Origin of the sequence: Petrotoga mobilis SJ95, assembly GCF_000018605.1 — a bacterium.
In the GTDB taxonomy this organism is placed as follows: domain Bacteria; phylum Thermotogota; class Thermotogae; order Petrotogales; family Petrotogaceae; genus Petrotoga; species Petrotoga mobilis.
The window spans coordinates 1,670,169-1,690,976 of record NC_010003.1; the positions used below are offsets into that span (position 1 = coordinate 1,670,169).

At 34.2% G+C, this 20,808-nt stretch carries 20 protein-coding genes and 1 tRNA gene; 10 read left to right on the forward strand and 11 right to left on the reverse strand.

Annotated elements, in window-relative coordinates:
- The first annotated feature begins 49 nt into the window (after positions 1–49).
- Together PMOB_RS07905 and PMOB_RS07910 are read left to right on the forward strand one after the other, a co-directional pair.
- Positions 50–1,288, forward strand: coding sequence for an MFS transporter (locus PMOB_RS07905; RefSeq protein WP_012209338.1), 1,239 nt, complete (start codon positions 50–52; stop codon positions 1,286–1,288).
- Positions 1,289–1,336: 48 nt separating this feature from the next.
- A tRNA-Pro gene (locus PMOB_RS07910) sits at positions 1,337–1,412 on the forward strand.
- Positions 1,413–1,446: 34 nt separating this feature from the next.
- Here PMOB_RS07910 and PMOB_RS07915 read toward each other — a convergent pair.
- The 7 genes from PMOB_RS07915 to PMOB_RS10310 all read right to left on the reverse strand — a co-directional run bounded on the left by PMOB_RS07915 (position 1,447) and on the right by PMOB_RS10310 (position 6,398).
- On the reverse strand, positions 1,447–2,052 hold the full coding sequence (locus PMOB_RS07915; RefSeq protein ID WP_012209339.1) for an isochorismatase family protein: 606 nt from the start codon (positions 2,050–2,052) through the stop codon (positions 1,447–1,449).
- Between the two features lie 89 nt (positions 2,053–2,141).
- Positions 2,142–2,411: a hypothetical protein gene (locus tag PMOB_RS07920; protein ID WP_041534125.1), complete on the reverse strand. Its 270-nt coding sequence runs from the start codon at positions 2,409–2,411 to the stop codon at positions 2,142–2,144.
- Positions 2,412–2,466: 55 nt separating this feature from the next.
- Positions 2,467–3,012, reverse strand: a complete 546-nt coding sequence (locus PMOB_RS07925; protein ID WP_158245194.1) for a YdcF family protein — start codon at positions 3,010–3,012, stop codon at positions 2,467–2,469.
- A gap of 205 nt (positions 3,013–3,217) precedes the next feature.
- The gene (locus PMOB_RS11180; RefSeq protein ID WP_081429288.1) at positions 3,218–3,631 is read right to left on the reverse strand and encodes a prepilin peptidase; all 414 of its coding nucleotides are present in this window, start codon (positions 3,629–3,631) and stop codon (positions 3,218–3,220) included.
- 60 nt (positions 3,632–3,691) lie between these two features.
- Complete coding sequence (locus PMOB_RS07930) at positions 3,692–4,768, reverse strand: tetratricopeptide repeat protein (RefSeq protein WP_012209341.1); 1,077 nt, start codon at positions 4,766–4,768, stop codon at positions 3,692–3,694.
- Between the two features lie 331 nt (positions 4,769–5,099).
- Entirely contained in the window at positions 5,100–5,540 is a 441-nt protein-coding gene (locus PMOB_RS07935) for an Hsp20/alpha crystallin family protein (RefSeq protein ID WP_012209342.1), read from the reverse strand.
- Between the two features lie 171 nt (positions 5,541–5,711).
- A complete protein-coding gene (locus PMOB_RS10310; RefSeq protein WP_012209343.1) occupies positions 5,712–6,398 on the reverse strand; it encodes a CPBP family intramembrane glutamic endopeptidase in 687 nt (228 codons plus the stop codon).
- A gap of 491 nt (positions 6,399–6,889) precedes the next feature.
- On the opposite strand from PMOB_RS10310, the gene PMOB_RS07945 reads away from it, so the two are divergent.
- The 6 genes from PMOB_RS07945 to PMOB_RS07970 all read left to right on the forward strand — a co-directional run bounded on the left by PMOB_RS07945 (position 6,890) and on the right by PMOB_RS07970 (position 14,715).
- On the forward strand, positions 6,890–8,179 hold the full coding sequence (locus tag PMOB_RS07945) for an ArsB/NhaD family transporter (RefSeq protein ID WP_012209344.1): 1,290 nt from the start codon (positions 6,890–6,892) through the stop codon (positions 8,177–8,179).
- Between the two features lie 151 nt (positions 8,180–8,330).
- Complete coding sequence (locus PMOB_RS07950; protein WP_012209345.1) at positions 8,331–9,620, forward strand: ArsB/NhaD family transporter; 1,290 nt, start codon at positions 8,331–8,333, stop codon at positions 9,618–9,620.
- A gap of 257 nt (positions 9,621–9,877) precedes the next feature.
- Entirely contained in the window at positions 9,878–11,035 is a 1,158-nt protein-coding gene (locus PMOB_RS07955) for an amidohydrolase (RefSeq protein ID WP_012209346.1), read from the forward strand.
- Between the two features lie 146 nt (positions 11,036–11,181).
- On the forward strand, positions 11,182–12,234 hold the full coding sequence (gene tdh, locus PMOB_RS07960; RefSeq protein ID WP_012209347.1) for an L-threonine 3-dehydrogenase: 1,053 nt from the start codon (positions 11,182–11,184) through the stop codon (positions 12,232–12,234).
- A 2-nt stretch (positions 12,235–12,236) separates the two neighbouring features.
- Positions 12,237–13,418 carry a glycine C-acetyltransferase gene (locus tag PMOB_RS07965; RefSeq protein WP_012209348.1) on the forward strand — a complete coding sequence of 394 codons (1,182 nt, stop codon included), beginning with the start codon at positions 12,237–12,239 and terminating at the stop codon, positions 13,416–13,418.
- Between the two features lie 151 nt (positions 13,419–13,569).
- The gene (locus PMOB_RS07970; protein ID WP_041534126.1) at positions 13,570–14,715 is read left to right on the forward strand and encodes an SBBP repeat-containing protein; all 1,146 of its coding nucleotides are present in this window, start codon (positions 13,570–13,572) and stop codon (positions 14,713–14,715) included.
- A gap of 45 nt (positions 14,716–14,760) precedes the next feature.
- On the opposite strand, the gene mnmG is transcribed toward PMOB_RS07970, so the two are convergent.
- The 4 genes from mnmG to PMOB_RS07990 all read right to left on the reverse strand — a co-directional run bounded on the left by mnmG (position 14,761) and on the right by PMOB_RS07990 (position 19,503).
- Positions 14,761–16,638: a tRNA uridine-5-carboxymethylaminomethyl(34) synthesis enzyme MnmG gene (gene mnmG, locus PMOB_RS07975; RefSeq protein WP_012209350.1), complete on the reverse strand. Its 1,878-nt coding sequence runs from the start codon at positions 16,636–16,638 to the stop codon at positions 14,761–14,763.
- An 84-nt stretch (positions 16,639–16,722) separates the two neighbouring features.
- Positions 16,723–17,814, reverse strand: coding sequence for an N-acetylglucosamine-6-phosphate deacetylase (nagA, locus tag PMOB_RS07980; RefSeq protein WP_012209351.1), 1,092 nt, complete (start codon positions 17,812–17,814; stop codon positions 16,723–16,725).
- Between the two features lie 7 nt (positions 17,815–17,821).
- On the reverse strand, positions 17,822–18,751 hold the full coding sequence (locus tag PMOB_RS07985; protein ID WP_012209352.1) for an SIS domain-containing protein: 930 nt from the start codon (positions 18,749–18,751) through the stop codon (positions 17,822–17,824).
- A gap of 26 nt (positions 18,752–18,777) precedes the next feature.
- Complete coding sequence (locus tag PMOB_RS07990) at positions 18,778–19,503, reverse strand: GntR family transcriptional regulator (protein ID WP_012209353.1); 726 nt, start codon at positions 19,501–19,503, stop codon at positions 18,778–18,780.
- A gap of 161 nt (positions 19,504–19,664) precedes the next feature.
- On the opposite strand from PMOB_RS07990, the gene PMOB_RS07995 reads away from it, so the two are divergent.
- Together PMOB_RS07995 and PMOB_RS08000 are read left to right on the forward strand one after the other, a co-directional pair.
- Entirely contained in the window at positions 19,665–20,003 is a 339-nt protein-coding gene (locus tag PMOB_RS07995) for a phenylpyruvate tautomerase MIF-related protein (RefSeq protein ID WP_012209354.1), read from the forward strand.
- 75 nt (positions 20,004–20,078) lie between these two features.
- A complete protein-coding gene (locus PMOB_RS08000; RefSeq protein ID WP_012209355.1) occupies positions 20,079–20,771 on the forward strand; it encodes a hypothetical protein in 693 nt (230 codons plus the stop codon).
- Positions 20,772–20,808 lie beyond the last annotated feature (37 nt).

Here is a 20,808-nt window from a genome sequence, read left to right on the forward strand (position 1 = left end):
TTTGTAGAATATTTATTATTATATTCAAAATCTTAAAGGGGGAGATAAAATGTCAAAATCAACCGGCGGGTTACAACTTTTAATAAAAAACCGTGATTTTCTACTTCTGTTCTTCGGTAGGCTAGTATCCAGTGTCGGATCTGCTATTTTTATTATAGCTATTCTTTGGTCAGCCGCAGCTGAGATAGGCGGGGTGGGTGCAGTTAGTACTGTTTTAAGTACTATAGCTGTTACGAATATTATTTTTTCTCCTTTTGCAGGTGTTTGGGCAGATAGATGGAAAAAGAAAAATATTCTTGTGATAACAGATTTAATCAGTGGCGGAATCCTTATTTTACTGGGTATTTTCTTTGGAACATATTTCTATCAAATTTGGGTATTGATAATAACCATTTTTGGATTACAGATCTGTGGTACTTTATTTGGTCCTGCGTTGTTGTCGTTAATCCCGATTATGATAAACGATAATGAGCTTTCTCAAGCTAATGCCATGATTTCAATGACAGATAGGCTTTCTCAACTTATTGGGATGGCTATTGGTGGTGTGATTGTGTCTTTAGTGGGAATAAAATGGGCAATTTTAATCGATGGGATGACTTTTATTTTCTCGGCAGTCTCTGAAATGTTCATAAAAGCGGAAGAAAAAGGCAGAAAAGAAGAGGAAGCTAGAAAAAATGGGATGATTTTTTCAGATATAAAAGAAGGTTTCAAAGTGATATGGTCCAATGTTCAACTTAAAGGGTTAATAACCTTAGAGACATTAGATGATTTTTTTGGAACCACGATATTCGTTTTCCTACCTGTATTGGCTAGTGAAATACTGAAAGTAGGTCCTGGTGAGTATGGAATTATGCAAACAATGTTGGGAGCAGGATCTTTTATTTCCGCACTTGTTCTATCATCAATTAAAGAGATAAAAATGAAGTACCTGGCACTGATGCTATCCTCCGTTTTGGCAGGAGTATTTCTGGCTTCTCTTGGTATAGTTAACAGTTATATATACGTCTTGATTGCCTTGTTGATGTTGGGTGTTATGACTGAGATAGGAAATATCAATGAAAATCTTTTGATTCAAAGAATTACCCCTGAAAACACAAGGGGACGGGTTTTTGCGTTGCGATCAACGATAGATAATTCGCTGAGACCTTTTTCTTATGCTTTTGCAGGGATAATGGCAACATTTTTTTCATTGAAAAGTTTGTTCTTTGTGTTTGGAATAATAACTAGCATACTTGGAATATTTTATCTATTGATACCTTATCAATTGAAAAAGCGGAATGTTTCATAAAAATTTGACGTTCATTAGAAAATATGATATAATTTTCCTGGAGTAAACCGGAGCGTAGCGCAGTTGGTAGCGCGTCAGCATGGGGTGTTGAAGGTCGCTGGTTCAAATCCAGTCGCTCCGACCAAGAATACGGGGTTGTTCCCCGTATTTTTTTAAATCTAGATTATTCTACCAAATTTTTCTTCTATGAGTTCTTTAATATCCTTTTTGTTAACAGCTTTTATATATTGGCTTATTGGGAATACCTTATATCCTCGTTTTAAAGCATCTTCTATCGTCGCTATGACGCATACGTCTCCTGCTAAGCCTAAAACTACTAAATTTTCTATCTTATGCTTTCTCAAAAGTTCGTCTAATTCTGATTCAATTCTTCTTTCAATGTCTTTGTAAAATGCTGAATAGCTATCCCCATCTACTTCTTCGCCTTTTTTTATAATGAAATCATAGGTATTTATAAATAGTTGATTCCCATAAGTTCCTTTTATGCAGTGAGGGGGCCATTTTTCAAAAGAGATGTGATTTTCAGGGTGATCATCCATACTGGCAAAAATCTTAAAATTTCTCTCTTTCATTAAAGTCAAAAACTCGTTTACCTGATCTATCCACTCTTCATTTGTTCCAACTACTGGAAGTTCGTTAGGACATCTTTCGGTAAATCCGTTTTGACAATCAACACATAATATTGCTGTGTTTGAAGGAGATAATTTCAATATGTTTACTATATAATTGGTAAAATCGTAAGGTGTTTTGTTGTTTTCGAACATTTTTTTAGCCTCCTTTTCTATATAGCGCCCCTTCGCCCCGCTCCCCGCCCGTTTTTAGGAAGGGACCTGCGGTCCCTTGGACCCAGGCGTTAAGGGGCAAGCCCCTTAAAAACCCCAAATTCGCGTAACATCATTTGCTTCGCAAATGAGAATATGGAAATTGTTTCTAAAGCATTATAAAAGCGTTTTGCACAGAACAGCAAAAAGTTTTTTGCACAAGACTGCAAAAGGGCAAGCCCCTTAAAAACCCCAAATTCGCGTAACATCATTTGCTTCGCAAATGAGAATATGGAAATTGTTTCTAAAGCATTATAAAAACGTTTTGCACAAATCAGCAAAAAGCTTTTTGCACAGAACAACAAAAGGGCTTCGCCCTGCAGCCCGCCCCCTTCTTTGGCCGGCTTGGTCTAACTTTTACCCACTAATTTTAAATTTGACCAATCCCAAGTATTCATGCCATGCAGAAGAAGTTGCTTCTAGGAATCTCATATCTGGTAAGAAATCATACCATTTCAATTCTTCTCGGGAAATCTTATAATCTGTGGGAACGGGAACAACATCTATGTTTGTATAACTTTTGAAATAATTCATAGCCCTTGGTAAATGTATTGCACTTGTGATTAAATATATTTTTTGTACTTCATCGCTTTCCAATAGTGTAAGCGTAAATTCCGCATTTTGCTTTGTGTTTTTGGCAAGTGGTTCTACATAAATATCGTTTGGTTTGACTCCCATTTTTAGCAATTCTTCTTTCATTATTTGAGCTTCTGGTATCTCCGTGCCTAGGAGTTTCCCGCCAGTTACAACAATAGGAATCTGTAAATTTTTGTAAAGTAAGAAACCTTCATAAACCCTTTTCATAGCGCTATCAGATAACTCTCCGGATCCTTCCCTTGGGGTTTCAGGAATTATTCCGCCTCCAAGTACAACTATTACCCCTTTTTCTTGAGTATCATCCAACTGAGAAACATTCACAGGAGGATATCTATTTTCCAACGGTAAAACAATTATTTTTGCAAACCACCCAGAAGAAAATATATAGATTACAATGCAAACCATTAAAAGAGAAAAAGATAGTTTTTTCCTTCTTATTAGCCCAATGATTAAAAATATTATGCAGAGTGAGATAAAAATACCTGGAATTTCTATGAAAGATGTAAAAATATCATAAAATATAATAAGCCCCCCTAAAAATATATAAAATGAATGTACTCAACATTACATAGAAACCTAGTGGAACCTTGGTGACTTTCTTTTTTGTGTTCGATAAAATAATTAGGATTATGCTGATAATTAATACCGGAAATATATAAATACCAATAAGAAGAGAGAGGACTGATAGAAATTTCACGTCTCCAAAACCCATTTTCCCATTTCGCCAATAATAAAAGGTGATTAAAAAGGTAATGATAGTAAAAATAAGATTAAAGTAATCAAAGTTTAGTAAAGCAATTGCTAAAATAACTACTATTCCTAGATCAGGAATGATAAAGGTGAAATAATCATATAACCCTATGTATAAAAGGCTATTAGCAAAAAACAAATTTTGCCAGTTAAAAGAGGTGAGTATGACAAACATATTTACAACTATATAAGATAAAACGATAATTAGGACCTTTTTATTCTTTCTCAGTGTTTTTTACACCTTTTCTATTACTTCCATTTCCTCTTTGGTTAAATTTTTGTTCAGAATTTCTTCAAGTCCATAAATGTACCACATGTACTTATCTTTTATTTCTTGGTATATACTTTTGGCTTCTTCGAATTTCTTAACCTTTAAGTAGGGGATAACCAATAACAATTTAAAGTGTTCATTTTCTTTATCTTGGTCTATATATTTTTCTAAGAAGTTTTGAACTTCTTTATATTTACCGTTTTCAAACATTACTTTAGCCCAAACTTCTATGTCGGTTGAATATTCAGGTGTTGTATTGAGAATTTCCTCTTTGAGTTCATTGGCTTCTGTAGTTCTCGATAATTTCTCATAAATAGTGGATAACTCATACTTACCCAATACGCTGTTGGGGAATCTATTTAGGAATTTTTCTAAAATGTGGGCGGCTTTTTCATAATCTCCTTTTTGCATGTAAGCATCTGCAATCATGAAGTAAGTTACGTAATTGTTGGGTGAAAGTTCTATTTCTTTTTTCCAGATTTCAGCAGCTTTTTCGTATTCGCCTAAATTAAAGTATAGTTCACCTAATTCAGACAAAGCTGCTATATTCCAAGGGTCTAATTTAACTGCTTTTTCTAAATACTCTTCCCCCTCTTCCATTTCGCCTTTTTCTACTAGCACTGAGCCCATTAATTCGTAGGCTGGAGCGAAACTTGGATCAATTTTGAGTATAAAATCTACGACATCTTTCACGAACTCAAAGTTCTTTTTATCGGCTTCCAATAAGACCGTGTCGAATAGTCCATTCAAGGAAATATGTACTAGGTCGGAGTAATTGATTTGGAACTCAGAAAAATAAGCCAAAAATTCGGAAAGGACGAAAGGATAAATCACAAAGTTGGAGGTTAAACCGGGTAAGTGTTCAACAAGTTTTTCGATTTTCTTTGCTTCTTCAATAAATTTTGAGTTGTTTTTTAAGTCAGCCTTCATTAACTCAAAATCTCCTTCGTACAAGAACTCACAAAGCAAGATTGGAAAAGGGGTTAAATCAGTTATTTCAATCTCTTCTTCTCCAATGTTAAACTTTACTATATGCTCCATGGGTATCTCCTCCTCTTTTAGTTGAATTACAGTTTTTAGAAATTTTAAAACTTTATAAATAGCGCCCCTTCGCCCCGCTGCCCACCCTAATTTTATTTTTAAATTAGCTAAGTAGGATGTTGTTGCTGTTATTTTTTATTATACCATAATTAAGAATTATTAAGAAAATTTATTTACATTTTTTTGCATTTCAGATTATTAAACCAAATAAAATAGGCTCTAATTGTAGAAACGACTAAAATTTCTCAAGAGCTTGAAAGAATAACTATAAAATTACTTTGTAAAATTATAAAAAGCAGGCTTACGCCTGCCTTCTTAATTATTGTCAGTTTTATTCAATTTTGATCTCTTTTCCTTCACCTTTAGCTGTCTCAACTTTTGGTATAGTTAGTTTCAAAACTCCATTTTCATATTCAGCTTTAATTTTGTCTTTGTCAATGTACTCTGGTAGTCTTATAGTTCGTTCAATTCTACCAAAGTATCTTTCTCTCCTATATACGTTCCCTCTTTTTACTTCGTCGGATTCTTTCTTTTCTGCGGATATGGTTAATAGATCGTTGTTTAATTGAACTTTTATATCTTTTTTGTTTAAACCAGGTAATTCACACTCTACGATGTAATCATCGTCAGTTTCATACACATCCATCTCACCACGAGAGGTCGTTCCAAAAGGCAATGATCTAAAGAAGTCTTCAAACTCTCTATTGAAGAAATCAAATGGAGATAACAAGTCTTCTCTGTCATCTCTGTCGTCTCTTCTTCTTTCTAACATTTGTCACCGCCTCCCTTTTAACTGTTTATTATTTTCACTAAAATTATATATCAAAAAAATCTTTTGTGTCAAGAGAGTCTTTAAAAAAGGTTATGATTGTTTTTAATTGACAATAAAAGCTTTATATTAATACTAAATTTAAATATAATAAAAGATTTAATCACTTGTTATCTATAAGTGATAATTATTTAGGGTTCGCTTCTTTAAGATAATTAAGTAAGTTATAGTTAGTCCATCTGAGAGGGTATGTATTATGATAGGATAGATCAAGCTATTTGAAATTTGAAAGGTGTATCCCAAAATCGATCCCATTATGATCCTTCCTGGTAAAAGACCTATAAATTGTTTTATACTTTCTCTGCCAAAGAAGAGATTGTTTAAATGGGCAAAAACAAAGATTGATGTTGCTATGATCGTTGCATATTCAATAGAAAAAACTGAACCGGGTAAAAACATTCTTATATTTCCTTGGATAAATCCTCTATAAAATAGCTCTTCAGATGGTCCTACCACCAACCAAACATGTAATAACATAATTTTGTTATTTTGAAAACTTCCGTAGGGAATCTTCATGAGATCAGAAAGACTCATTTTTCTCATACTAAATAAAGATCCTATTATTAAAATTAAAGAAATTAGAAGCATAAACAGTCCTTTTTTAAAATTTCCTATTTGAAATCCAGCCTGTTGGAAGTTTATTGGTGAAAGATAGATAAGAAAGATTGAAATAGCAATACTGAAGATTCCTAAAATAAAATTTCCTAAATAAATACCTTTTCTTTTTAGAAAAAATCGACCTATTGCATATATTAGTAAATAGTAGATAACAACTAAGATGATAAATCTAATAAAGAGCATATATTCACCAACCTTTGTGTTAGCGCCCCTTCGCCCCGCTCCCCACCCTTCTAAGGAAAGGGACCTGCGGTCCCTTAGACCCGCTTTCTACCCTTCTGAGGAAGGGACCTTCGGTCCCTCGCCCGGAAGGTGGGAGGGCTCCGCCCTGTGACCCTTTTAAGATCAAAATCTTATTTTTGAAAATAATTAAGTTTTTAAAATATTAATTTTATCTAGGTTTGCGCCCCTTCGCCCCACTCCCCACCCTTCTAAGGAAAGGGACCTGCGGTCCCTTAGACCCGGCTCCGCACTTTAAATGTCTGTATCTTTAATTTAATTATACAATATTAGGATGCTTAATTTTAATCAATATGATTAACCGATGCAATAAGAATTAAAAGGAAATATTGATTTATTTGACTTTGTCTTTTTTTTAAACTATAATTAGTTTGGGATATTAAATCCTTTAAAAACATTAGTAAAAAAGAATGGTTCCGTTTCGGAGGAATTATATGTCAATTTATGCCTTAACATCTTTGATAGTCTTCATAATTGTCGTTGTAGGAATGGTTTTTCAGAAAATAGATAGAACGCTTATTGCAATGTTGGGGGCTATTTTTCTATTAGGAACAGGGATTTTCCCTGACCAAATTGGTGCAATAAAAGAGTACGTGGATTATAACACTCTGTTATTGCTGCTTGGAATGATGGTATTTGTTGAGACTTTAAGAAAGACAGGTATATTTACCTTCTTAGGTCTCTCCATGTTAAGATTGTTTGGGAATAACACCTATACCTTATTCATCTCTCTAATTTTTTTGGTTGCTTTATTTTCTGGCTTTATTGATAACGTTACTACTGTTTTAGTTTTTATTCCAATGACTTTTGCCATTACGGATTCATTAAATATTAATTATCTCCCTTTTGTTTTAGGAGAAATTTTCGCATCAAATATTGGAGGTATGGCAACTATAATTGGTGATCCTCCTAATATTATGATTGCTTCTGCGGCAGGTTATTCTTTCTCAGAGTTCGCTCTTATTATGTATCCGGTTACATTGATCAATTTAGTATTCGCCATTCTCTTATTGATATATTTCTTCAAGGAAGATTTATCCGTTAAAATAGACAAAGAAGTGATTAAAAACTTTGATGTATCTCATATTGTAGAAAACAAAAAGGAATTTATCTTGTCTATACTTTTGTTTGGTGCAGTTATCGTGGCTTTTGCTTTACAACATGAGCTTAATTTAGAAAGCTCAACCGTTGCCTTAGCGGGTGGTTTTTTTTCATTATTTATTCTTAGGCCAAAGGATTTGAAAGATACATTATCTAAAGTTGAATGGGAAAATATTTTATTTTTCTTTGCTTTATTTTTAATTGCCGGTGCACTTGAAGAAACGGGTATCATTAACGCTTTTTCTAATATGCTTGTCAATTTTGCTGGTGGCTCTTTACTGTTATTTAGTTTTTCCATTCTAACAATTTCTTCTTTCTTTACTGGTTTCCTAAATAATGTTCCTTTAGTGGCTGCAATGATACCTGTCATTGAAAAATTATCTATTTCTGAATCTTCCATATTTAGTAATCTTGACCCCATTTGGTATTCATTATCATTGGGGGCTTGCTTGGGAGGGAACTTAACTCCAATAGCCGCTTCAGCGAACGTTATAGCGTTAGGTCTCTTAACCCAATTTAAAGGGAAAACAATTTCTTTTTGGGAGTTTTCTAAATACGGTTTGATAATATTATTAGGGAATATAGTAATTTCTGGAATATATGTAAATTTCATTTTTTTCTGATTTCTTACCCTTATAAGCTGGGATCAGGGATGAATTGGTCCAGATTTTTTTCCTTAGAAGGGTGGGAAGCGGGGCTAAGGGGGGTTATTTATAAAGTTCTTAAAGTTTCTAATGACAGTAAAAATATTAGATCAGGAGGAACCTTTAATTTATGTCACAAACTGAACTAATAACCCTTATAGTATTCGCTGTAGTATTGTTTTTTATCATCACTCACAAAATTAACAGAACCATTATTGCCATGCTTGGAGCTTCGGTGCTTATTATATTCGGAGTTTTTCCTGACGAAATTGAAGCTATAAGAAATTATATTGATTTCAACACCCTTCTTTTACTGCTCGGGATGATGTTATTTGTAAGCGTTATTCGTAGAACTGGCCTTTTTTCATATGTAGGTATTAAGACTTTGAAAATATTTGGACATAACGGATACATGTTGTTTATTTCCTTAACTTTTTTGGTTGCATTAATTTCAGGTTTCATTGATAATGTTACTACGATACTTGTTTTTATACCTATTACCTTTGCTATAACGGATTCTTTAAAAGTCAATTATTTCCCTTATGTTTTAGGTGAAATTTTTGCATCGAATATTGGAGGAATGGCAACCATCATTGGCGATCCACCCAATATTATGATAGCTTCAGCTGCAGGATTTTCCTTTTCAGAATTTGCTTTAGTTATGTACCCAATTGCAATAATGAATCTCTTGTTCATGGATATGCTTTTTATATTCATTTTTAAAAAAGATCTTCAAATCAAATTTGATAAAGAGAGTATAAAAAGTTTTGATACGTCCCATTTGATCGAAGATAAAAGAAGATTTTTCCTGTCCATAATTCTTTTTGTAAGTGTAATAATCGCTTTTTCTACTCAACACTTTTTAGGTTTGGAGAGTTCTACAATTGCAATAGTAGCAGGATTCTTCTCTTTACTACTATTAGCGCCAAATCAGGTGAGGGATACTTTGAATGAAGTTGAGTGGGAAAGTCTTTTATTCTTTTTTGGTTTATTTCTCATTACAGGGGCGATGGAAGAAACAGGACTGATAGCTAATTTATCCGATGTCATGGTAAAAGTTGCTGGAGATTCGGTAAAATCTTTCACTTTGTTTATTTTACCTGTTGCTAGCTTAATTTCGGGATTCATTGATAATATTCCTTTTACAGCTACTATGATTCCCGTTGTTCAACATTTACAAGTGGTACAACCCGGTATTTTCAGTAATTTAGATCCAGTATGGTATTCTCTTGCGATGGGTGCATGTTTAGGTGGAAATGCAACTTCCATCGGTGCATCCGCTAATATAATTGGACTCGCTATGTTAACCCAGTTTAAGAATAAAACTATCTTGTTCAAAGATTTTGCTAAATACGGATTTTTACTTGTATTAGGAAATATAGTTATCTCAGAAATTTATTTATTATTATTGTTTTTTTAGAAACTTTTGGTGGATTATAGGGTGGGGAGCGGGGCAAGGGGCGCTAACAAAGACTAAACACGACTTACAAGAAAACTAAGCAAACAATTAATCCAAAAAAATGGTTTTTAAAAGGGTCACAGGGCGGAGCCCTCCCCCTGCCAGTTTAAGGGACCGCAGGTCCCTTCCTTAGAAGGGTGGGGAGCGGGGCAAGGGGCGCTAAAGAAGCTTTCTAAAGGCATTAACAAAAGAACAATACTAAAAGGGGGAATACTTTTATGAAAACACTTTTATTGAAAAATGGATACATTTATCCTATTTCTAGAGAACCATTTGTCGGAGATATTTTGATAGAAGATGGCATAATCAAGCAAATAGGGGAAGATCTGCAGGTTAAAGCAGAAGAGGTAATAGATGCAACAAATAAGTATATCCTACCAGGATTTATCGATGCACATTCCCATATTGGTTTGTTTGAAGAAGGTGTTGGAGCCTCTTACCAAGACGGAAATGAAGCGACGGACCCTGTTACACCACAAGTTAGGGCGATTGATGCCTTTTATCCCGAAGACGCTGCTATAAAAAGAGCTCTATCTGGGGGGGTTACAACGGTGATGATAGTGCCAGGTAGTGCAAACCCCATTGGAGGTCAGGGGGCTATATTGAAGTTAAATTCTCAAATAACCGATGAAGCTATTTTAAGAGAACCTGCTGGCCTTAAAATGGCTTTGGGTGAAAATCCTAAAAGAGTATATGGTTCTTACAACAAAACTCCATCTACTAGGCTAGGAAATGCTGCAGTAATAAGAGATTATTTTACTAAAGTTAGAAATTATATTGAAAAGAAGAAATCTGCAGAAAAAGAAGGGAAAGCTTTTACTGAGACAGACATCAAATTTGAAATTGGCGAGAAAGTTCTAAATAAGCAAATTCCAGCAAGGATTCACGCACACAGAAAAGACGATATTTTAACTGCGATAAGGTTATCTGAAGAATTTGGGTTTGACCTGGTTATTGAACACGCAACAGAGGCTTATAAAATCCCTGATTTTATTAAAGAAAAAAATATTCCATTGATTTTGGGACCTCTACTAGGTTTTAGAACAAAATTGGAAACCAGAGATATGCGGTTTGAGTCGATAAAAATAATTAATGAGAAGGGAATCTTAGCTGCGTTGATGTGTGATCATCCTGTAACTCATTTAGAACACGCTTCAATACAAGCAGCTACTGCCTTAAGGTATGGAGCCAAGGAAGAAGACTTGCTAAAAATGTTAACGATAAATCCAGCTAAAATTCTAAAGATAGAAAAACGTTTAGGAACTATTGATGAAAGCAAGGACGCAGATTTGGTTTTGTGGAGCGGTCATCCTTTTGACCCCAGAAGCATTGTAGAAAAGACACTGATAAATGGAACTGTGGTTTATGAATCGTAAAATTACTCGCTAATTTTGTTTTAATTAACCATAATCACCTATTATTGTCTATTTTTGCCTATAAACTACTCTCCTGAGGTTTGAAAAAAATTTCATAGTGAGTTACTATATATAATAGTAGTTATCTTTTAAAGGAGAGTGAAAAAATGAAGGCTATTGTAAAAGCCAAACCAGGAAAAGGGTTAACCCTAATGGAAGTAGAAGAACCAACTTTACAGTTTTCACACGATGTAAAGATTAAAATTTTAAAAGTATCGGTATGTGGGACTGATGTACATATTTACGAATGGAATGATTGGGCAAAAGACCGAATTAAGCAATTCCCACAAATCGATGGCCATGAATTTGTTGGAAGGGTAATCGAAGTTGGAAATGAAGTTAAAAGCGTTAAACCTGGAGATTTAGTTGTTTCAGACAGTCATATACCTTGTGGTTATTGTCATCAGTGTAGAACAGGAAATATGCATGTATGCCAGAATTTAAAGATCTTAGGAGTAGATAGAGATGGCGTTTTTTCTGAATACGCCGTTCTACCAGATACAGTTTTGATAAAAATCGACGAAAGTATACCTTTAAAATATGCATCTGTGATGGAACCTTTGGGAAATGCGATTTTTACAACAACTGCAGCCGATCTTAGAGGTAAAGTAGTTTTAATTGCCGGAGCGGGACCTATTGGCGCTATGGCGATAGAAATTGCCAAATTATCCGGAGCAGCTTTCATTATAGTAAGTGAACCTTCTGATTACAGGATCAATATGGCAAAATCTTTAGGGGCTGATTTAGTTATAAATCCGAAGGAGAAGTCTGTAGTTGAAGAAGTATTAAAAATAACCTCTGGATTGGGAGCAGATGTCTTTCTTGAAATGTCAGGAAATGAAAACGCTTTGAATGATGGTATAAAATCATTAAAAAGCACAGGAGTGGCATCTATCTTAGGGGTTTATCCTGAAAGCAAGATAAAGTTTGAAATGAATACCGCAGTTTTTAAAAATCTTACTATTCACACGATTACTGGAAGAAAGATGTTTGAAACGTGGTATATGGCTATAAACTGGCTGAAATATCATAAATTGGATTTAAGTAAAGTCGTTACGCATGAATTTGACTTTGAAAATTTTGAAGAAGCTTTCGAATTGATGGCCAGTGGGAAAAGCGGTAAGATAGTTTTAAACGTTACAAAAGAGGAGGAGGTTTGATTATGGATTTTTATGAACAATTGAGAGAAGAGTTGAAAAAGCTCGAAGACTCTGGTTTACTTATCACCATAAGAACACTTGAAAGTGCACAAGGCGCTTGGATCAATATCAATGGTAAAAAGGTTTTAAATATGTGTTCTAACAATTATTTGGGTTTGGCAAACAACGAAAGGCTTAAAGAAGCTGCTATTAATGCGATTAAAAACTGGGGTGTAGGTCCAGGTGCAGTTAGAACAATAGCTGGGACTATGAAGATTCACGAAGAATTAGAAAAAAAGCTAGCGGAATTTAAAAAAGTAGAGGCAACTCTCGTTGTTCAATCTGGGTTCAACGCAAATCAAGCAGTTATTCCTACTATAACAAACGAAGAAGATGGCATTTTATCAGATGAACTTAACCACGCTAGCATAATAGACGGTGTTAGATTATCAAAGGCAAAAAGATATATTTGGAAACATAAAGATTTAAACTCCTTGGAAGAGCAACTGGTTAAGGCTCAAAGGGATAATTGTAGAAGAAAATTAATTATAACTGACGGTGTTTTTAGTATGGATGGAGATATTGCGCCTCTACCAGGAATTGTAGAATTAGCCAAAAAATATGATGCTTTAGTAATGGTGGATGATGCACATGGGGAAGGAGTACTAGGAGAAAACGGTAGAGGAATAGCGGATCATTTCAATTTGACAGAGGAAGTGGATATAGAAATTGGAACTTTATCGAAAGCTTTTGGAGTGGTAGGCGGATTTATAGCAGGTAAAAAAGTATTAATTGATTATTTGAAGCAACAAGCAAGGCCCTTTCTATTCTCTAGTTCTTTATCTCCAGCAGAAACGGCTGCCGCTTTAGAAGCAACAAAAATACTTTATGAATCTGACGATTTAGTGAAAAAGCTGTGGGATAATGCAAAATATTTTCAAAGTAAGATAAAAGAAATGGGCTATGATATCGGAGGCACTGAAACTCCTATAACCCCTGTGATGATATATGATGAAAAGAAAACAAAAGAATTTAGCTCAAAACTATATGAAGAAGGAATTTTTGCGTCTAGTATAGTTTATCCCACCGTTCCAAAAGGTAAAGCCAGGATAAGGGTAATGATAAGCGCATTACACAGTAAAGAAGACTTAGACTTTGCTTTAAGCAAATTTGAAAAAATAGGTAAAAGTCTTGGTACTCTATAAATAAATTGTTGTGTAATTTTTAATTTTTATGATATAATAAATAAGAAAATGTTTTTTGTAATTTCAATAATTTTAAATTTAGAAATTAGATTTAAAGTAAGTTTTAGAGATTCTATAGGTAGTAAAATATATAAAGATAGGAGGGATTGTGGTGAAATCAAAAATTGTTTTGGTATTGGTGTTAACAGTATCTCTTTTTGCGATGGCTTCTTTAACCCTTGATTGGGGAAGAGTATACACCCTTGGTGGATCTCAGGAGATCTTCGATGTAAAATCTACAGATGAGGGGGTATATCTTTTTGGATACACCAATGAAAAAGGATTCAACGAAGATATTTTAATTTTGGAATTCGATCAAGAGGGTAACGTAGTTTATGAAAACAAGTTAGGTGGAAATTACAACGATTGGGCAAATCAAGGAATTTTAACTTCTGATGGTGATATGCTCTTGGTTGGAACATCGAATTCTTACGGAAGTGATTCAGATTTCTACGTTTCAAAAATAGGTAACAACAAATTCTCTACGAACATTAATAAACTAGGTAACGACAAAGGTTCAGCTGTTGTAGAAGTAGAGGATGGCTATGTTGTAGTAGGCTATGGTTCCGATCCTGATACATTAAACATGCGAGGAAAAATGGTAAAATTGAATAAAGAAGGAAAAGTTGTATTTGAAAAGTGGCTTCCTTACTTTGTTGCTGGCTCTGATACTAAACCTTTGAGTATTCAAAAAACTTCAGACGGTAATTTCATCATTGCAGGCACGGTAGTACAATTATTTGAAAATAAGACCAAATTTTATTTGGCTAAGGTTGATCCCAATGGAGAAGAAATCTGGACCAAAGTTTTTGCTCCTAGAGATTATGCTAGAGGCTTCGATGTTAAAGAAGTATCTGGAGGCTACGTAGCCGTTGGTTATGAAGGTTCATGGGATTCAAAATGGTCAGATATCTATGTTGTAAAGGTTAACCCAGAGGGACATATTTTATGGGAAGGTTTTTACGGAGATGTAGAAAGTGATCACGGTTATTCAGTTGCCGTAGGTCCAAATGGATATATATATGTTGCAGGATACGTTACAACCCTGAACGGCGACAAAGATTTTGCTATACTTGAATACGATAATAACGGTAATTTATTGAGCGAAAAATCTCTTGGTGGATACGGCGATGATGTCGCTTATGCCATAGATATTGATGATAATGGTAACCTCTATGTTGCTGGATATTCTCAATCATCAGATTTGGGTGCAGATGCTCACAAAGATGTCTTTATTTTAAAATACACAGTAAAATAAATTTTAAACCGCCCCTATAAAATGTTGGGGCGGTTTTTATTTTAACTACCTTATTTTATCTTTTTGCTTCAAATAAATTCTTAAGTTTATAGCATCAGCCGGATTTATGCCAGGTATCCTTAAGAGTTGTCCAAAAGTTTCTGGCTTAATTTTTTTCAATTTTTCTTTAGCTTCATAGGCAATGTTGTTAATTTTGTCATATTCTATATCGCTTGGTATCTTTTCCTTTTCGAGCTCTTTCATTTTTGCGATCTCATCTTGCATCCTTTGAAAATATCCGTTATATTTGAAGTGAATGTCGATTTGTTCGATAACTTCCTTTTCTTCAACTGCTTCTTCGTCTAAGTGTTTTAAATCAGTATAAGATATTTCGCTTCTTTTGAGTAATTCACTCATGTGAACAGGCTGAGTGATTTTTGAAGAGCCTTTTGAGGCTAAAATGTCGTTAACTTGATTAGGTGATACTTTAATTTGGTCCAATCTCTCAATTTGATGATTTATTAGGTTTTCTAATCTATGAAGTTGTTCGTATTGTTCTTTACTCAATAAACCGTATTTGTATCCATACTTATACAACCTTAAATGAGCGTTATCATGTCGGAGCAACAACCTGTATTCAGCGCGGGAAGTTAGCAATCTGTATGGCTCATCTACTCCTTTTGTGATAAGGTCGTCGATAAGAACCCCAAGGTAAGCCTCGGACCTGTCAAGAACAAAAGGTTCTTCCCCCCTGATTTTTAAAGCAGCATTAATTCCTGCTAGAAGCCCTTGACCTGCGGCTTCTTCGTAACCGCTTGTACCATTGATTTGGCCAGCTAAGAATAATCCTTCTATTTTTTTTGTTTCAAGGTTGTGTTTCAATTGGATCGGATTTACAAAATCGTATTCAACGGCATAAGCAGGCCTTTCAATTATAGCATTTTCTAAACCAGGTATAGTTTTCAAAATCTCAATCTGCGCTTCAAAAGGTAAACTCGTACTCAATCCATTTAAATAGATCTCTTTTGAATGTTTGGATTCCGGTTCAAGGAAAAATTGATGGGTATCCTTATTGAATTTCATAACTTTATCTTCAATGGAAGGGCAATACCTAGGACCAATGGACTGGATTAATTTCACATCTCCATACAAAGGAGAGAATGCGATATATTTTCTAATAACTTCGTGGGTCTTGCTGTTGGTTCTCCCTAAATAACAAGGATAATCCTTTGTTAAGACTCTTGGTTGACTCCAGTAAGAAAAAGCGAGAGGTTCATCAGCGGTTTCTTGGATATCAAATTTAGAAAAATCGATAGAATCTTTTCTCACCCTTGCAGGTGTCCCCGTTTTAAATCTCGATACTTCCAAACCTTCTTTAATTAAAGAATATGTCAAGGAATTTGCGGGAAGTTCTCCCATTCTTCCTGCTTCGAAGGTGTTCCTACCAACAAAAATTTTACCTCTCAAAAATGTTCCTGTAGTTAAAATCACGACTTTAGCAAAGTATTTCATTCCTAATTCTGTTTCTAACCCTATTATTTTACCGTTTTCTACTAGAATATTTTTCGCTATTCCATGTCTCAGAATCAGATTATCTGTGGTTTCTAATATTTCTTTCATTCTTTGTGAGTAATCGTATTTGTCGATTTGAGCTCTTAAAGCCCTAACAGCGATACCTTTACTTGTATTTAGCATTCTGATGTTGATCATCGTTTCATCAGTTACCTTTGCTTGTACTCCGCCAAGTGCATCTATCTCCCTTGCTACAACCCCCTTAGCGGGGCCTCCAATGGCAGGATTACATGGAGCCCATCCTAAAGTGTCTAAATTTATATTCAATATTAAAGTATTCATTCCCATTTTAGCTGAGGCTAAAGCAGCTTCAATCCCGGCGTGGCCTGCTCCTACAACAATAACATCAAAACTGTTTTCTTTGTTTTCCAAAAATCATACCTCCATTTTTTATACTTTCTTTAGCGCCCCTAGGGAGTTTATCTTTTTTCTATGTTTTATTATAGCACACAATGTTTAAAATACCTTTTCACCTTCGAAGATGGTTTCTTTCACGTTCAGGTCTTTGTCTAAAATGACAAGGTTTGCATAGTAGCCAACTTCAATCCTTCCCTTATCGTAAATATGTAGGTCTTGAAGTGCGTTGTATGAGGATACCTTTGCAAGCTCTTGTAGTGTACAATTGGTAAATCTTTTAAAATTTTTGACACCTTCGTTGAAAAGTAGTGTACTTCCCGCGATTGTTCCATCACTAAGTGTTGCTTTGTTGTTTTTTACAGTGACGCTTAAACCACCCAATTCGTATTCACCGTCTTGTAACCCTGCAGCGGCTATAGAATCGGTTATCAATATAATTTTGTCTGCTCCTTTTATTTTGTATACCAACATCACAAACTCAGGAGAAAGATGAATCCCATCACATATCATTTCTATATTAAAATCAAAATAAAAGCCAGAACCTGTTCCCCCTATGTTACGATGATGTAGCGGTGTTAATGCGTTTGAAAAATGGGTGATTCTGTTAACTCCTGATTCGAAAGCTTTTTTGAAGATATCAAAATTCGCAGAAGTATGACCTAATGAGATCACTACATTCTTTTCTTCAAGATAATTTATTGCTTCAATAAAACCGTTAACCTCCGGTGCCATGGTTATTAATTTTACTTTATCGCTAATTATCTCTTTTAGTTCCTCCAAGGAAGGATCTCTTATATACTGAGGGTTCTGAGCTCCTTTTTTTTCTACATTTATATAAGGACCTTCCAAATGAATCCCTTCGATTGAAGAATTCACATCTTCTATACTGTCCAAAACTTTTAAAATCTGTTCTTTAGTGGCTGAGACCGTTGTTGGTAAAAAAGTAGTTACACCATATGAAAAATTATTTTTTGCCCAACTTTTGAACTCTTCCTTTGTTGCATGCATCGTATCTATACCCTTTTGTGCATGAGTGTGGGGGTCTACAAAGCCAGGCATAATGATGGTATCGAAATCTTTATAACCATAATCTTTTCTTATAACTCCAGAAATCGTTTTGCCTTTTATTTCGATATCTCCGGTATATTCTCCGTTTATAGGATCCACAATTAAAACGTTTTCTAATTTCATATTTATCTCACCCCCCCAATTTGACAGATTTCGAAAGGTTCTTGGGTGAATCTGGATTGTACCCCATTTTTATCGCCTTTTTGTAACCTAAATACTGTATGGGAATGAGCCTTAGAGGAGCTTCAAATCCTTTCATGTTTGGGATTTTTACGTCTCCATCAGCAGAAATCATTAAGACTTTTCCCCCCAACCTTTCGATATCATTGATCAATTCTTTCTCTTCTTTCATACCCTTTGCGTTTATGATAACCAACGTTTTTTTTGTGAGTGTCGATATAGGCCCGTGTCTGTACTCTAACGGCTCATGATATTCAACGTACTGTAAAGCCATCTCTTGTAATTTAAGGGCGCCTTCTTTTGAAATGCCATAATTTTCATCGTACCCAAGAAAGACAAAATGTTCATACTTTTCTAAAGCTAACTGATCAATAATCTTTTCGGAATCTTCTAAGATTTTTTCACTGTAATTATAATAATCATTTTTTTCTATCCCGTTTAGCAACATTGCCAGTATAAAAACAAAAGACCCGGTCATAACAACACTGTTTTCTGCAGTAAAATCTAAAGTTATATTTTCTTCACATTGTTGAGTGATTGAAGAATTCTTTGAAGACGTTATTCCTATGGTTTTCATGCCTTTTTGACTTAATTTTTTTGCCGCTAAAACAGTTTCAGTTGATTCACCGGTTCTGGTTATTAAAATTGCAACATCACTGTCAGGAATATCATCAAAAAGCATAACATGTCCACCGGTGAGCACTTTTGCTTTATAGCCATTTTTGTTCAATATTTCTTTCATTATAAATCCAATGTTGTATGAAGAACCACATCCAACAAAAAGATATTTTTTCTCTTTTGAAAAAGAAAAATCAAGCTCATTTAACTTACTTAAGAGATTGGGGATTCTTCTTATTTCATCTAATGTATAGTAGTGCACTTTTATACTACCTCCTCAGAAAAATCTTATGCCTTTCTGACTATCTTGAATTTGTATTTATCCCCTCTGTAAACTGATTTAACGTATTCAATACACTTTTTATCTTCTATATAGGTATATCTCGTTCTCAATGCAGCAATAGATCCTTCACTTTGGGCCAAATATTTAGCTTGTTCTTTGTTTAAAGTTGTTACCTCGAGAGTTTCTACGGCATGAGTGAATTTTATACCATATTCGTTATTTAGTATTCTATATAACGATTCTTTTGACATATCTCTTTCTATTACGTTCAATACCCTTATATCTGCATTGGGATTCAAGTATGCTGTTTCGATTGCATAAGGCTCTTCATCTAAAAATCGAATTCTTTTTAATAGCACTACTCTCCCGTCTTTTGGAACTTTAAACTCTTCAACTAACTCGGGAGGAATTTCTATTAGCCTGTTTTCTAATACAACGGATTTAGTTGAATGGCCTTGTTTAATTGCTTCATCGGTAAAACCTGTTAGCCTGGTTAATTCTTCCTCTTGTTTTTGTCCTGTATAAAACGTACCTTGTCCTCTTTTTCTTGTTATTAACCCTTCTTTTGAGAGTTCTTCCAACGCTCTTCTTACCGTCAAACGTGAAACACCAAATTTATTGCATATCTCGTTCTCTGTCAACAACCTATCTCCTTTTTTATAATCTTCCTCTAATTCTCTTTTTAAGTCCAGATAAAGTTTATAATAGAGAGGAATAGGGGCTTCTTCCATTTTAATCTCACTCCCTTCTTATTGGTATATTCCAATTATATAATAGTTATAACAATAAGTCAAATTTAAGATTGATTTTTCTGAATTGAATGTGCTAAAATACTTGAGGAAGATTGCGGGGCGAAGGGGCGCTAAATTAGTTTGTTGAAGGAGGCTAAAAAATGCCATATTTAAAGGTAACCACAAATAAAAAGATAGATAACAAAGAAGAATTGTTAAGTATTCTTTCAAAGGAAGTTGCTAACGTTCTTGGTAAACCAGAATTTTATGTTATGGTTAGTTTAGAAGATAGTGCTCATATTCACTTTCAAGGAAGCTCAGATTTAGCAGCTTTTGTGGAATTAAGGAGCATAGGTTTGCCTGAATCACAAACAAAAGATCTCTCTAAGTTACTCTGTCAATTACTAGAGCAACAATTGAATATACCAAAAGATCGCGTGTATATAAACTTCTTAGATATTAAAAACACGATGTGGGGTTGGAAAGGGGATACATTTTAGTTTTAATGAAAAATATTTAACAAATATGCAATTGTTAATGATTTAAAAAAATTAGATAGTAGGGAGCCACCCGCCATGTATAAAGACGAATTAGAAATGCTCGTAAAATTTTTAGGGGAAGACCTATTAAAAGAAGAAAATCAAAAAAAACTTCAAGAACTTGTTTTTAACGAAATTAAAAGAAAAGAAGATTTTCAGTCAACACACGAATTACTCAAAACACTTGAAAGTTATGAGTTAAGGGACTTTTTATATTCAAAACTTTTAGAAAGTTATTTTTCTATTTTCAATATTATTTACGAAAAAGGTAGCCTAAAATACGGAGACGAAAATTACAAAGTTACCATAGATAACGAAACCTTCGATTCTCTTATTGAAATACTGGATGAATCAGAAATAAATGGAGAAATTCTATTTTACCTTCTCTCTAACGATTTAAAAAAGAGAGTAGAAATAATACAACAATTGATAAGCGGAAGATCAAAAAAAGAGTGGAATGAAGAAGAATTAAAAAGCTTTGTAAAAAACTTAAAGCCACTAACAACAAGGTTTCTTGAATTATTGATCGAAAAAGGGAAGTTGAAGTCTGAAGAAATCATGGAAACCTTAGAATTGAAGAACAAAAAATCAGTTTCCGCCCTGGTAAGCGCCATAATCAGAAACGGCCCGAACGATAAAGAAAAATTAATTTTTAAAGACAGTGAGTACATATGTATTAATGAAAAGTACAGAAACAAAATTTTTGAAATTATGAATAATAAAAAATAAAAGCAGGATAAAGTTCATCCTGCTTTTATTAGCAATA